Here is a 14,002-nt window from a genome sequence, read left to right on the forward strand (position 1 = left end):
GATCCACACCCCTCTTGCTGGGCGCTCCAACACAACGCCAGCCCACTGCCCTCGACACCGTCACTGACGCCACGGGACGGATCGTCGGCGGCGTCGATGTCGTCCAACAACTGCTGGGAACCTGGCGACGGCCGGCGCCGAGTACCGCCGCACAGCCGCACCGCACCGTACGCTTCCCAGGTCGCAGTGACAGCGTGGCCCTTCCGTGGGCCGTGGACGTCCAGGAGATCACGATGCGGTTTCGATCACGCCCGGTACGGACAGCTGACGACCGCGCCCGCAGAGCCGATGCCGAAGCGGCCGCGACCGCGGCGCTCAAGGCGGCCGCCGAGTCCGCGGCCAAGGCGCCACCCGACCCGACCGCGGCTGCCTTCTTCGATGTGGACAACACCATGATGATGGGAGCGTCCATCTTCTACTTCGCCCGCGGGCTTGCCGCGCGCGACTTCTTCCAGTCCCGGGAGCTGCTGAAGTTCGGCTGGCAGCACGTGACCTACCGGGTCCGAGGGCTGGAGAACACCGATGGGATGCGGGACGTCAAGGAGACCGCGCTCGCCTTCGTCGCCGGCCGCGAAGTCGCCGAGATCGTCCGCTTCGGCGAAGAGATCTACGACGAGCGGATGGCGGAACGCATCTACTCCGGTACTCGCGCGCTGGCCGAGCAGCACCTCGACGCAGGCCAACGCGTGTGGCTCGTCACCGCCACACCGGTCGAGCTGGCGGCTGTCATCGCCAGGCGGCTCGGCCTCACCGGCGCGCTCGGAACGGTCAGCCAGGTCGCGGCCGGGCGTTATACCGGCCATCTCGTCGGTGATCCACTACACGGGCCGGCCAAGGCAGCCGCGGTGCAGGCCCTCGCCGAACGCGAGCAGCTGGATCTGTCCCGATGCTGGGCGTATTCGGACTCCATCAACGATCTGCCCATGCTGTCGCTGGTCGGCCATCCCGTGGCAATCAACCCAGACCCTGACCTGAAGGCCGTCGCCCGCGAACGCGACTGGCCGATCAAGGATTTTCGTACCGCGCGCAAGGCCGCCCGTATCGGAGTGCCCACAGCGGCCGGTATGGGGGCGCTGGCCGGAAGTGTCGCGGCCGGCATGGCGCTGCGCCGCCGATACAGCGACGCGGCCGGCTGACCCTGGCCGCGGGCACTCCCGCCGCCTGTCACCGTCCGTCACCTGTCGCCGTACTGACCGATACCACAGCCACAACCGGCAGCGTCGTCAGCGGCGACCGCTCGGCATACCGGGATCTCTCGGCGTACCGAGCCGGGTGGCCCGCGGCGGGCTGGGCGGCGTGCCACGGGTCACAACAACGATGGTCACAACCGAGGCCAGCTCGAGCGCGGCCAGCCAGCTCGCCAGAAAAACATCATCGACCGCGGCCAGCAGGCCAACCACGGCGGTTACTGACAGCAGGTAAACGAATACGAAACAGCGGGCCACCCACGTCCGCCTGGATCCCCTGAAACGTCCGGTCGCCTGGGAAAAACCATGAGCGTGAGGTCGGTCCGCAGTCGTCATGTGTCAGAAGAATACCGATCGACGCTGCATCAGGAGTCCGTAGAGAGAATGTTGGATCGTCTCCCGGATACGATCGGTGAGTTCGAACACCAACATCGGGTCCTCGGCCGCCGCCGGGGTCAGCGATTCGGTGTCCACGGGCTCACCGAACTCGATGAGCCATTTCGACGGAAGAGGCAGCAGCCCGAACAGCCCGAACCAGGGAAAAGTAGGGGTGATCGGCAGGTAGGGCAGCCCGAGCAGCCGGGCCAGCATCCGGAGATTCCCAATCATGGGATAAATTTCCTCGGCTCCGACGATGGTGCAGGGAATAATGGGGACCCCGGCTCGCAAAGCGGCCGAGACAAATCCCCCACGACCGAAGCGCTGGAGCTTGTACCGCTCGCTGAACGGTTTCCCGATTCCCTTGAAGCCTTCCGGCCACACCCCGACCAGGTGGCCGCCCGCAAGCAGCCGCTCCGCGTCCGGCTGGCAGGCGAGGGTGTTACCCGTCTTGCGTGCGACCGGCGCGAGAAACGGGACGGCGAACACCAGATCCGCGGCGAGCATCCGCAGGTGTCGATGGGCCGGATGATGGTCCATGATTGCCAGCGCGGTCATCATCGCGTCCAGCGGCACCGTACCCGAATGGTTGGCCACGATGAGCGCGCCACCGGTGTCCGGAACGTTCTCCAGCCCCCGGGTCTCGACCCGGAAGTAGTTCTGGTAGATCGGCCGGAGCAACGGCGCGATGACGTTCTCGGTAAGATCCTCGTCGAAACCGTGCTCGTCGACCACGTAGTCGCCGGTGATCCGTCGCCGCAAAAACGCGAGGAAACCCGCGAGAGCCTGCTCGAGACTGCCCGCATCGGCCAACGGTTCGGCGGGCAGCATCGATGCGGGTGCCATACCCAAGTCTCCCGCCGGATCGCTCTCGCCGCCCGCGGCCGCCTCCCGCGGCGCGGCCGTCAGCTCCTCACCACCGTCCCGAGCGCTGTGCGCGGACCCGTTCCGACCGGGCGTGACGCGATCATCACCAACCGGGTCCGTCTTGGCCCGGTTCGTCTTGGCCCGGCCTGTCTCGGCCGGGTTCGCGTCCGCGTTCGCCCGGCCAGATGCGGCGGGACGACCCGCGTCCGGATCCGGGTGGGGACTGCCGGCCGCGGTCATGTGCTCGGTCGGCGGCACGTCGGCAATCGGCTCGTCCTCGACCGGGACCGTCTCGCCGCCCCGGTCAACGCCCGACGGGCCCGGCGGCCGGGAACGCCGCTGCGCGGCGGTCCCCGTCCTGGCACGCCCGTCCTTACTCCCAAGCTGGATGATCCGCGCTTCACTCACACCAGTGACCACCTTTTCACCAGACCTGCCCCGCACCCGCGGGCTGCCAGGGTTCCTCAGCCGTTGAGATGCGCCTGCCGAGCCAGACCGAAAAAACATGACCATGCGACCGTCGCCCACCACGGGCCCTGGCGGCCACCGTCCCCGGCGGCCGACGTCGCCCGCCGCACGGCTACCGCAGCGGGCGGCTCCGGGTCACGACGTCCCGACAAGCCTGCGTCGCGCCAGTACGCCCAACAAGCCGCGTTCGACCCGGATAACAGTCTCACGGTCGATCGCGAAACGCATCGGGCGATCTCGTACAAAGTCGTCGAATGTCTCCAGCGTCGTGAATCTCGGGACATAGCCGAATACCTGCTTCAAACGGGTCGTGTCGACAGCACGGCCGTGCGCGAGGAAGCCGAGCTGCTCCGCGGAGAAGTCCAGCAGCCGGGACCGGCGGACCAGGTTTCCCAGCGTCACCACGGCGGGTGACGGCACCGGCAGCGGCGCCCGCCCCGCGCGCCGTACCGCTTGGGACAGCAGGAGGACGCCGTCCCCCGCCACGTTGAACGTGCCGGGATGATCCTCGATCGCGGCCCTCGTCAGCACACCGAGCGCGTCCTCACTGTGCAACAGCTGCAGGCGCGGGTCAAACCCGAGCACCGTCGGGACAACCGGCAGCTCGAGATAACGGGTCAACGGGCTGTCAATTCCGGGGCCGACGATGTTCGTGAAACGCAGCACGCTGACAGTGACATCCGGCCGGCGCCGGCTGAAACCTCGGACGTATCCCTCCACCTCGAAGGCGTCCTTGCTATAACCACCGCGGGGAAGAGCACGCGGTTCCATTTCTTCCGTGAACAAAGCCGGATCCCGGGGCGACGATCCGTAAATTGTGGTAGTGGACTTGACGATCACCTTTGTAACGCTCGGCGCCTTCTGGCAGGCCGCAAGCAGCTGCATGGTGCCGATGACGTTGATTTCCTTCATCGCGCTCCGGCCCCCGGCACCGAGCGGAGTCGCGATGACATTCAGATGAAGCACGGTGTCGACCGCGGCGGCGCCGATGACCTTCGCGATCAATGGATTGCGGATGTCCGCGCGGACAAACTGCGTACACCCGAGATCGCCATGCGGGGGTATGGTATCCACCCCGATCACATTCTCGATCTCCGGATCAGCCGCAAAGACACTCGCAACCTGCGCGCCGAGGGGTCGGGAAACACCGGTGACAAGCACGCAACGCGGTCGCATTCTGGTCGCCCCCTGCCCGGTCCCGACGTCATGTTACGCCCTGCGGTTGTCCATACGGCAACGCGCCGTGGTCCGTGGCGTGGCGTCCCATTAGCCGACGTTAGCCCGCGTTAGCGGACGCAATGTGACCTGACACCACGTCCAGTCGGCCCCGAACACCGCCAATCGATCACCGGGTGAAATCAGATATAAGCAGAACGCGAGAGTGGCTCCGCGGACGCCACCGATCGTGAACGCGGTTCGCGAGGGCCATGAGCGATCACAATCGCGGCGCGGCGACGCACGCGCAAAACATCCACCGCCCGCCCGCAGTTAACAGCGATCATAACGCGGCGTAGTGAATCCTCGCAGACCGCAATATGACCGACCGCAACCTCACCATAGGTATGGGTGAATCGCAGCGTCAGGGTACGTCCCGCTATGCGCACCTCAACCGGATCGCCGAGGATGATGCCCGCAGCCTCGAGATCCGTGCGAGTGATGTTCAGAGCGAGGTTGCCGAAATGATCGATGTCGACGACCTCGCCATGGATGTGGTCCTCATCCACCGAACAGGCGCGTGGCCGCAGCTGGACCACGCCGGCGGGATCCAGCCCCGGCCCCACGTCCTCCAGCGGCAGCCCGACCGCCAGCCGCGCGGCGACCGGGGCGTAGACGTCCCGGCCGCGGAACACCGCGGTCGGCATCGGCAGCCACAGCTCCCGGTTGGCGATCTCGTGAACCTCGGCAACACCGCCCAGCATCTCCCAGGCGAGCGAAGCCAGCCCGTTGTCAGGCGCGACAATGATCGACCCGTCCGCGGTGCGCACTGCTATCCCGCGGACGTACCGGCCGTCGGTACCGAGTGGTTCGACCAGGGCGAGGTGTATCCCCCTGGGCAGGTAGCCGACGGCCCCCGCCAGCATGACCGCACCGTGCTCGACATCCTGCGGGAGTACCGCGTGAGAAATATCGATCACCCGCGCATCCGGGGCGTGCCTGGCGATCACCCCGTGACACACACCCACACAGGCGTCGTCCAGCCCGTAATCCGACAGAAAACTGATCCACAAACCCGCCATACGATCCCCTGTGCCGAGGCTGGCTCCGTTGCCACCCGTCACATGTGAGCTTCCCACAAGACCTGGCAGCCGGCAGTCGAGGACCTACCGCCGAAACCGGACCGTTACACAGCACTCCGCCCGAACCGCCGGAATTCAACGTGTCAGTTTTCCGTCCCGGGCATGCGGAACAGCGCGGCAGCCAGGAGAAGAAATTGCGTACCGCAAAGTAGCAGCGCGACTACTTTTTGTTACGACGCTGAACGCGCGTGCGCTTCAGGAGCTTACGGTGCTTCTTCTTGGCCATACGCTTACGACGCTTCTTGATAACCGAACCCACGAACCCGACCGATCTGTTTGAGGAAAGCCGAACGAACTGTCGGCTGAGCCTACCCGCTCCCAGACCCGTGCCGGCTGCGTCGCCCCCGGAGTGGCTCGGGTCCCGGGGCCTCCGATGGAGCGCCGGGGACCCACAACCGCACCCCCATCAGGCGCTGGGCACCCGCCGGACCCAGCCATCCCGGACCACCGGAGCCATCCCGGACCACCGGAGCCGGCTGGCACGACGTACGCGGATCAGCGAGCCGTGTGCCCCAGCCCCGCGACGCCGCGTCCCCTTTGCCGGGCGCTCCTAACCGGAGGCGAGCGCGCAGGACCGGTCCCGGGCCGCCTCGATCGCGGCCAGCAACGCGGCTCTGACCCCGTGCTTCTCCAGCTCCCGGATAGCATTGATCGTTGTCCCGCCCGGGGAGGTCACAGCCTCCCGTAACATCACCGGATGCTCGCCGGAATCGCGCAGCATCACAGCGGCCCCCACCGCGGTCTGCACCAGCAGCTGAGCCGCGACCGCCCGCGGGATACCCAGCAGGATTCCCGCATCGATCATCGATTCGACGAGGTAGAAGAAGTAGGCCGGGCCACTGCCGGACAACGCCGTCACCGCGTCCTGCTGTGCCTCGGGCACGCGGACGACCTTCCCGACCGGCGCCAGCAGATCCTCGGTGCGCCGCAGGTGCTCCTCGCCGGCATGGGCGCCCGCCGAGATCACCGACATCGCCTCGTCCACGAGGACCGGCGTGTTCGTCATCACCCGCACAACCGGTGTCCCCACGGCGAGCCGCTGCTCCAGGTAGGCGGTGGTGATACCAGCCGCCACCGAGACAACCAGGTGCTCTGGGGTGACAACGGCCGCGATCTCATCGACCAGAGCGGTCATGTCCTGCGGCTTGACCGTGAGTATCAGCACGCTCGCCCGAGCGGCCACGATCGGATTCGACAACGCCTCGACCCCGTGGCGGGCGGACAGCTCCTCGGCGCGCTCGGAGCGGCGCGCGGTCACAAAAAGATCATCTGGATCATGACCAGAACGGAGCATACCGGACAACAGCGCCTCGCCCAGCTTGCCGGCACCGAGAATCGCGACCGTCATGAACATCCCTCCACTGGAACCGACCGCACGGCGCCGCTCCTATCGGGATGACCGCAGCGCCCGCAGGAAGAACAGCAGATTGGCCGGGCGCTCGGCAAGCCGCCGCATCAGGTAGGAGTACCACTCCCGCCCACACGGTACGTAGACCCGGACCACCTCACCCGCTCCGGCGAGGCGTCGCTGCTCGCCCGGCCGGACACCGAAGAGCATTTGATATTCGAACGACCGGGGGCGGGGGCCACCCGGATCCGGCTGTACCAGGTCGGCCGTGCCCCCAGCAACAGCCCCGGCGAGTCGGCCGGCCAGCTCGACCAACGCAGGATCATGGGTGGCGACCATGGGGTAGCCCCGCCCAGCCATCAGGATCGCCAGACACCGCGCGTAGGAGGCGGCCACCTCGGTCTGGCGGGTGAAGGCCACCGACGACGGCTCGGCATACGCGCCCTTGCACAGGCGGACCCGGCCACCGGCGACAGCAAGATCATGACAGTCCGCCTCGGTGCGGCGCAGGTACGCCTGGACGACGCTGCCTGTCTCGTCGAACTCCCGGCGCAGCTCGGCCACTGTGGTCAGGATTGCGTCGGTTGTGGTGTGGTCCTCCATGTCCACGGTGACGCAGGTGCCCGCGTCCCGAGCTGCCTGGCACACCCCGAACGCGAGCTCGCGGGCGAGCGGCGCGTCGAACGCCTGGCCAAACGAAGAGAGTTTGAGCGACACCTCCGTGGCCGGGGTGAGGCCCGCGTCGGCAAGCGCACGCAACAGGTCACGATAGGTCACGGCGGACTCGTACGCCCGCTGCCGGTCGATCGCGTCCTCACCGAGAACATCCAGGGACACCCGCAGACCGGCTTCACACAGCCGGCCCGCGACACCGACCCCCGCGGAAACGTCCTCGCCCGCGACGAAGCGGTTGACCACGCCGTGGGTGACCGGGCTCGTCGACACGAACCGCCGGACCCGATGATCGCTCGATGCGGCCAGCACCGCTGTTCGCAACATCGCGGTACGCAACACCCTTCCAGCCTCCCCCAGCAGGCCGTGGCCAGACCGCTGACGCGCGGCAGAAGCCCGGGAAGGGATGCTTCCCGCTCGCGGCAACCTGCCCTCGTCCGGTCCGCTGTCAGGCGAGGCGGGCGACGACCAGCACCGTGCGGAACGGCTCAGTGATCATACCGTCCGGGAACGCCTCCAGCAGCGACTTCCGCTCAGCGGCCAGAAAGTCCTCCAGGCGATCCCCGATCGCCTGGACGTAGGACTTCGAGCGGAGCCACAGCTCATACGCGTCCAGCGCAAGCGTCCGGCTCCACCGGTCAGACACCGTCACGACTTCGGCGAACAGACCCGTCCACCGCAGTTCATCCGCCCACGGGCGGAGCCGGTAATCCCGCTGGTAGCCCGGGCTCATCGCCTCCAACCGCCGCTGCTGGCGTTCGTACCAGCGAAGATCCGCACCGTCGACGTCATTCCACCAGACGGCGAGCGCACCGCCGGGTCGCAGCACCCGGGCGGCCTCGGCCGCGGCCACCGGCACCCGGACCCAATGCCATGCCTGCGCATAGCAGACGAGGTCCGCCACAGTGCCGGTGAACGGAAGAGCCTCACCATCAGCGCGTACCGCGCCCAGCCCGGACGTGCGTTCGCGCAGGCGGCCGAGCATCACCGCGCTGTGGTCCACCGGGATCACCCGAGCGCCATGGGCCAGCAGCTGACGGGTCGCGATGCCGGTTCCCGCGCCGACCTCTACGATGTCGGCACCCGCGAGCTCACGCCCGGCCAGCCACTCCAGATCCGCGAACAACCGATCCGGATAGGACGGCCGCGCGGCGTCATAGGCGTCCACCAACGGATCGAACAGCGACCTGGTGCCCACCAGAGCATCGTGTCATCATCGCGGAACGCCGTGAAGGACATCCGCGTCCGTCGGTCGATCGCCGGTCGATCGCGGCGGGCCCCGCTGCTCGCGGAGCTGGATCAGCGCTCGATCAACGCGGCCGGCTGCTCGCCGTCGCGGGCGCGGCGGCGAGATTGAGCCGGGTGAACGCCAGCGCCTCGGCGAGATCGGCCTCCCGCTGAGCCCGGGACTCCGCTCGCCTCGTATTGATCTCTACGACTACGGTGCCGTCGAATCCCCGCGCCGCCAGCCTCTCCAACAGGTCAGCGCAAGGCTGGTTGCCGCGTCCGGGCACGAGGTGCTCGTCCTTGGCCAGTCCGCTGCCGTCGGCCATGTGGACGTGAACGAGTCGTTCGCCCAGCTCGTCCGCCATGGCCAATGCGTCGGAACGCGAAACGCTGGTATGCGACAGGTCCAGGGTGACATGCCGGTAGTCATCACCCAGCGGCGACCAGTCCGGCGCGTACGCGGAAATCTCCCGCCCGCGCGCGCGCAGCGGAAACATGTTCTCGACCGCGAAGCGGACGGCTGTCTCGTCCGCCATCCTTTCGATGCCCTCGACAAAATCGCGAGCGTAGTCACGCTGCCAGCGAAACGGCGGGTGGACGACGATGGTCGGCGCCCGCAGTGTCTCGGCGACCGAACGGGCCCGCTGTAGCTTCGCCCAGGGCTCAGCTCCCCATACGCGCTGGGTCAGCAACAGGCATGGGGAATGAACAGCGAGAATCGGAATACCGTGGTAATCGACAAGCCGCCGCAGAGCCTCCGGATCCTGGCTTACCGGGTCCGTCCACACCATGATTTCGACACCGTCGTAGCCGAGCCGCGCGGCCATCTCGAAGGCGGCCGCCGTCGATTCGGGGTACGTCGACGCGGTCGACAGCGCAATCTTCGCCGAAGGCACCCTGGCGGTGATCCGGTCAGCGCGGCGGGGAGCAATCACGGTCGGGTATGCGGTGCCACGGGAAGATACGGCGAAACCTCGCGCCGGTCCTTGTGGGCGCCGCATACCGCCGCCCGCGGCCTCGGCGCCCCCGAGCCGCGGCGCTGGGGTTGACGCCTCGGGCATCCTTCCAGAGTAGGGTGTGCCCGCTCGATCTTCACTGCCACCTCACGTGCCGTCATCGGGTCTCCGGGACCCCCGCGGGGATCCACCAAACCCCCGCGGCGGCTCACCACCGTCCGAGAAATGAACATCCGGACACCATTGCGGTACTCGGCCCCACGTGCCCAGGCAGCACGCGCGGATCCGGGCCGCCGGCCGTCAGCATCCGCCCTCAGCACCGGCTCTCGGGTCAGGCGGACGTCAACCAGTCCAGCCTACGCAGAATGACGCCCTCACGAAGCGCCCACGGACAGATCTCCACCTCGCTCAGGTTGAGCAGGTCGAGGGCTTCGGCGGCCACCACGGACCCCGCGACGAGCTGGTTTGCGCGATCAGCTGACACCCCCGGCAGGCCACAGCGTTCAGCCGCGGACATCTTGCACAGGCGGGCGGATATCTCCCGCAGCGTGTCCTGACGCAGGACCCTGCGCACGTACGGGCCGCGGCTGTACGGCTCGGCACCGCCGATACGAGCCAGCGACCGGAAGGTCTTCGACGTCGCCACCGCCCGGGTGGGCTCGCCGACCACATACAGGTTCGAGACCACCGGCGCAATATGTGCTCGGACGTACCGACGCAACGCCGCGACCTCCGAGCGCTTGGGCGGGTCGTTGGCCAACCAGTCACGGGTGAGCCGGCTCGCCCCCAACGGCAGGGATGACACCACGTCGGGATCCTCGTGCATCCCGGCCGCGATCTCCAGTGAGCCACCGCCGATGTCGAGCGCGAGCAGCCGCCCGGCGCTCCAGCCGAACCAGCGCCGCACCGCCAGGAAGGTCAGGCGTGCCTCATCCGGGCCGGGCAGGACCGCGAGCGCGATACCGCTGGCCGTCCGCAGCCTGGCCAGGACCTCCTCGCTGTTGGTGGCGTCACGCAGGGCCGACGTGGCGAACGCCACAAGGTCGTCCACGCCGAGGTCGTCGGCACGGCCACGCATCTGGATGATGCATTCCGTCAGGGTCCGCTCGCCCTCGGCGGACAGCACGCCGCCGTCATCGAGGAGCTCGACCAACCGCAGCGGAACCTTCACGCTGGCCGCCGGCAGCGGCTGGCCACCGACATGGGCGTCGACCACCAGCAGATGCACGGTGTTCGACCCGATATCGATCACGCCGAGGCGCATCCGGCCGGCCGACACGCGCTGCACGGACACCTGACCGTCAGCCTGGCTCAGCCCTGCTGGCCGGGCTCCGTCCGCTGTCAGCGCATCCCGGGCAGTGGCTTGCCGACTCACCGCGTCCGGATCAGCCGCCGGCTGATCACCGATGGCTGGCCTCACCGACACAGCACACATCCACCCGCTGTGACAACCAACCGTCCGCGCTGTGCTGGCCGCAACAGCTTCACCACGCTCGCATCCACTCCTGGTCAGTCGTCTGGCCACCGCACGCCACACCGAAGATCTTGAACGTGCCCCGCCCCAACCAAGATACGGCAATGATCAGGGCTCGAACTTGTAACCCAGGCCTCGGACGGTCACCAGATGGCGCGGGCTGCCCGGCTCATCTTCGATCTTCGTACGCAGCCGCTTGACGTGGACGTCAAGGGTCTTGGTGTCCCCGACGTAGTCCGACCCCCAGACACGGTCGATCAGCTGGCCGCGGGTGAGCACCCGGCCCGCGTTGCGCAGGAACATCTCCAACAGCTCGAACTCCTTCAGCGGCAGCGGGACGGCGGTGCCGTCGACAGTGACCACATGGCGTTCGACGTCCATCCGGACCGGGCCGGCCTCCAGCGTGGCGGTGACGCGCTCCTCGGCCTCGCCGCGGCGGCGCAGCACCGCGCGGATACGGGCGACCAGCTCACGGGCGGAGAACGGTTTGGTGACGTAGTCGTCGGCCCCCAGTTCCAGGCCGACAACCTTGTCGATCTCGCTGTCGCGAGCCGTGAGCATGATCACAGGCACCGCCGACTGCTGACGCAGCGCCCGGCAGACCTCGGTTCCGGACAGCCCGGGCAACATCAGGTCCAGCAGGACGAGATCAGCGCCGTGCCGCTCGAACTCGGCCAGCGCGGCCGGCCCGTCCGTGGCGACCGCGACCTCGAACCCCTCCCGTTCAAGCATGAACGACAACGCGTCCGAGAACGACTCCTCGTCTTCCACGACCAGAAGGCGGGTCACCCTTCACGCTCCTTTGTCATCACTGTCGTTGCCACGCTCAACATCGGCATCAGCATCGACGTCAGCCCGCAACAGAGGCAATCTGATCGTGAAGGTCGAGCCGGCGCCTTCGGAACTCCACACACTGACGTTTCCCCCATGGTTCGTCGCGACGTGCTTGACGATCGCAAGCCCGAGCCCTGTGCCACCCGTCTGGCGGGAACGCGCCGGGTCGGCACGGTAGAAGCGTTCGAACACCCGCTCCAGGTCCCGCTCGGCGATACCGATGCCCTCGTCGGCGACGGACAGCTCAACCGTGTCGCCCGCCCGGCGGACCCCGACGACCACCCGGGTGCCCGTCGGCGAGTAGCTGACGGCGTTGTCGAGCAGATTCGCCAACGCGGTCGCGAGCTGGCCCTCGTCGCCGCTGACAGCGAAATCGCTGTCGCCGATCACGGCAACAGTGATCTCACGGGCCGAAGCCGTCAGCCGGGTGCGGTCCAACGCCTCGGCCAGCACCGCCGACACCCGCACCGGTCGCGGGTCGGGCGTCGGATCCGCACCCTGCAGACGGGAAAGATCGATAATCTCCTGGACGAGCCGCGCGAGCCGGGAGGACTCACGCGTCATCCGGGAGGCGAAACGCCGGACCGCGACCGGGTCGTCACTGGCGACGGCGACGGCTTCGGCGAGCACATGCAGTGCGCCGACCGGGGTCTTGAGCTCATGGCTGACATTGGCCACGAAGTCCCGGCGGACCGCCTCCACCCGGCGCGCCTCGGTGACGTCGTCAAGGATCACAGCCACATGGCCGTCCGAGCCGAGCCGCAGGGTGCGGGCCCGCACGGCGAACGCCTCCTGATCAGGACGCGGGCGGGTCAACGGCGGCTCCGGGCGCGGCGGCAGACCGAGCTGCCGGTCGCGGCCGACGCCGTCCGCGCGGGTCTGTCCGGCCAGGTCACCCAGCTCGTCGAGAACCAGACGGCCAGCGTCGATCACGCCCATCGTCTGGGCAGCCGGGTTGGCGAGCACCACGACGTCATCCGCGTCCAACACGACCAGCCCGGATGGCAGCCCGTCGACGAGCCGCCCGATGAGCCGTGACGGCAGTGTTGGCTGCGCGGCCGGCGCGTCGGGCGGGGCCGCGTCAGGCAGGGCCGCGGGCCGCTCCGGAGCGGGGCGCGCCGCCGGGCCGGATGAATTCGGGCGAAGCGCAAACCCAGGTCTTCGCTCACCCACACCGTCACCCACGGGCCGAATCGTAGGTGCCCAGCCGTAGCCTGCGCGTGCATCAAGCCAACCAGAGCCGATCGTCGCCAGGAGTTCATCCGCCTCATGCGATTCGTTCACCAAGGGGCGAGCGCCGCGGACCATCGTTTGATCACGGTAGGGTGGCGCAACGGTCGGGACCATGCGTTGTCCGGGAAGCCACCGCCGCCTCGCGCTACCTCACGGCATGTTCGAGGCCGCGGGCGGTGGCAGCCTTCCGGACCGCCGATGTCGACCCGTGGCGCCGGGGACGGCGGGTATGTGGTAATTACCACAAAACCCGTCTCCACTGTGATCAAATGGGCCGACAACCGCCGCGAACCCGAAGGAGCCGTCCGTGCGGGACGCCTTCCACGACGATCTCGAGAGCATCAACTCGTCACTCGTCGAGATGACCAACCTGGTTGCCTCCGCGATGGCACGAGCCACAACGGCACTTCTCGACGCTGATCTCCAGCTTGCCGAGGGCGTGATCACCGCCGACGAAACCGTAGATCTTCTCCGTAACGAGATCGAGGAAAGATCCTTCGAAATAATGGCACGGCAACAGCCAGTTGCCACCGATCTAAGAATCATGGTCACGACGCTGCGGATCGTCGCTGACCTCGAGCGCATGGGCGATCTTGCGCTGCACGTGGCCAAGGTGGCCCGACGGCGCTATCCCGGGCGCGCCATCCCGCCGGAGCTGCACTCGACCATCCTGGAGATGGGTCAGGTGGCGCAGCGGATCGTGGCCAAGGCAGGGTCGGTCATCGCAAGCCACGATGCCGCTCTCGCCAAGGAGCTGGAGAGCGACGACGACTCAATGGACGCCCTGCATCGCAAGCTCTTCCACGTGCTGCTGGAAACCGAATGGACCTACGGCATGGAAGCGGCGATCGACATCACCCTGTGTGGCCGCTTTTACGAACGCTACGCCGACCATGCGGTATCGGTCGCCCACCGAGTGATCTATCTGGTGACCGGCCACAAGCCCTGACGCCCCTTGGGCGGGCTGCCAGGCGCGGGAACGCGCCCGGCAGCTGTACCGTCCTGTTGCTTCTGGGCGGCTGTGGCCACAGGAGACGCGGCGTCGCGTCCCTATTGCCGGT

General features: G+C 67.9%; 14 protein-coding genes. 2 read left to right on the top strand and 12 right to left on the bottom strand.

What is annotated here, in order from left to right; genetic code table 11:
* Positions 1 to 233: 233 nt before the first annotated feature.
* Positions 234 to 1,136 (top strand): HAD family phosphatase, encoded by a 903-nt coding sequence (locus tag MJ797_RS09805; RefSeq protein ID WP_239310904.1) that lies wholly within the window; start codon positions 234 to 236, stop codon positions 1,134 to 1,136.
* Between the two features lie 87 nt (positions 1,137 to 1,223).
* On the opposite strand, the gene MJ797_RS09810 is transcribed toward MJ797_RS09805, so the two are convergent.
* From MJ797_RS09810 to MJ797_RS09865, 12 genes are all read right to left on the bottom strand, one after another.
* Positions 1,224 to 1,445 (bottom strand): hypothetical protein, encoded by a 222-nt coding sequence (locus tag MJ797_RS09810; RefSeq protein WP_239333921.1) that lies wholly within the window; start codon positions 1,443 to 1,445, stop codon positions 1,224 to 1,226.
* Between the two features lie 81 nt (positions 1,446 to 1,526).
* Positions 1,527 to 2,840, bottom strand: coding sequence for a 1-acyl-sn-glycerol-3-phosphate acyltransferase (locus tag MJ797_RS09815; protein ID WP_374581872.1), 1,314 nt, complete (start codon positions 2,838 to 2,840; stop codon positions 1,527 to 1,529).
* A 195-nt stretch (positions 2,841 to 3,035) separates the two neighbouring features.
* Positions 3,036 to 4,076: an NAD-dependent epimerase/dehydratase family protein gene (locus MJ797_RS09820; protein ID WP_239333923.1), complete on the bottom strand. Its 1,041-nt coding sequence runs from the start codon at positions 4,074 to 4,076 to the stop codon at positions 3,036 to 3,038.
* 182 nt (positions 4,077 to 4,258) lie between these two features.
* The gene (locus tag MJ797_RS09825) at positions 4,259 to 5,137 is read right to left on the bottom strand and encodes an S-adenosyl-l-methionine hydroxide adenosyltransferase family protein (RefSeq protein WP_239333925.1); all 879 of its coding nucleotides are present in this window, start codon (positions 5,135 to 5,137) and stop codon (positions 4,259 to 4,261) included.
* Positions 5,138 to 5,357: 220 nt separating this feature from the next.
* A complete protein-coding gene (locus MJ797_RS09830; RefSeq protein WP_003948845.1) occupies positions 5,358 to 5,456 on the bottom strand; it encodes a 30S ribosomal protein bS22 in 99 nt (32 codons plus the stop codon).
* 291 nt (positions 5,457 to 5,747) lie between these two features.
* Complete coding sequence (proC, locus tag MJ797_RS09835) at positions 5,748 to 6,551, bottom strand: pyrroline-5-carboxylate reductase (protein ID WP_374581874.1); 804 nt, start codon at positions 6,549 to 6,551, stop codon at positions 5,748 to 5,750.
* Between the two features lie 33 nt (positions 6,552 to 6,584).
* Positions 6,585 to 7,544: a proline dehydrogenase family protein gene (locus tag MJ797_RS09840; RefSeq protein ID WP_305039695.1), complete on the bottom strand. Its 960-nt coding sequence runs from the start codon at positions 7,542 to 7,544 to the stop codon at positions 6,585 to 6,587.
* A 121-nt stretch (positions 7,545 to 7,665) separates the two neighbouring features.
* Entirely contained in the window at positions 7,666 to 8,415 is a 750-nt protein-coding gene (locus MJ797_RS09845) for a class I SAM-dependent methyltransferase (protein WP_239333931.1), read from the bottom strand.
* Positions 8,416 to 8,527: 112 nt separating this feature from the next.
* Positions 8,528 to 9,505, bottom strand: coding sequence for a sugar phosphate isomerase/epimerase (locus tag MJ797_RS09850; protein ID WP_239333933.1), 978 nt, complete (start codon positions 9,503 to 9,505; stop codon positions 8,528 to 8,530).
* A gap of 226 nt (positions 9,506 to 9,731) precedes the next feature.
* The gene (locus MJ797_RS09855; protein ID WP_374581877.1) at positions 9,732 to 10,826 is read right to left on the bottom strand and encodes a Ppx/GppA family phosphatase; all 1,095 of its coding nucleotides are present in this window, start codon (positions 10,824 to 10,826) and stop codon (positions 9,732 to 9,734) included.
* Positions 10,827 to 10,982: 156 nt separating this feature from the next.
* Positions 10,983 to 11,663: a response regulator transcription factor gene (locus tag MJ797_RS09860; RefSeq protein WP_239333937.1), complete on the bottom strand. Its 681-nt coding sequence runs from the start codon at positions 11,661 to 11,663 to the stop codon at positions 10,983 to 10,985.
* Between the two features lie 3 nt (positions 11,664 to 11,666).
* Entirely contained in the window at positions 11,667 to 12,797 is a 1,131-nt protein-coding gene (locus MJ797_RS09865) for a cell wall metabolism sensor histidine kinase WalK (RefSeq protein ID WP_239334046.1), read from the bottom strand.
* Positions 12,798 to 13,248: 451 nt separating this feature from the next.
* Here MJ797_RS09865 and phoU point away from each other — a divergent pair, with 451 nt between their 5' ends.
* Positions 13,249 to 13,890: a phosphate signaling complex protein PhoU gene (gene phoU / locus MJ797_RS09870; protein ID WP_239333939.1), complete on the top strand. Its 642-nt coding sequence runs from the start codon at positions 13,249 to 13,251 to the stop codon at positions 13,888 to 13,890.
* Positions 13,891 to 14,002 lie beyond the last annotated feature (112 nt).

The organism is Protofrankia sp. CiP3 (assembly GCF_917627345.1).
Classification (GTDB): Bacteria; Actinomycetota; Actinomycetes; order Frankiales; family Frankiaceae; genus Protofrankia.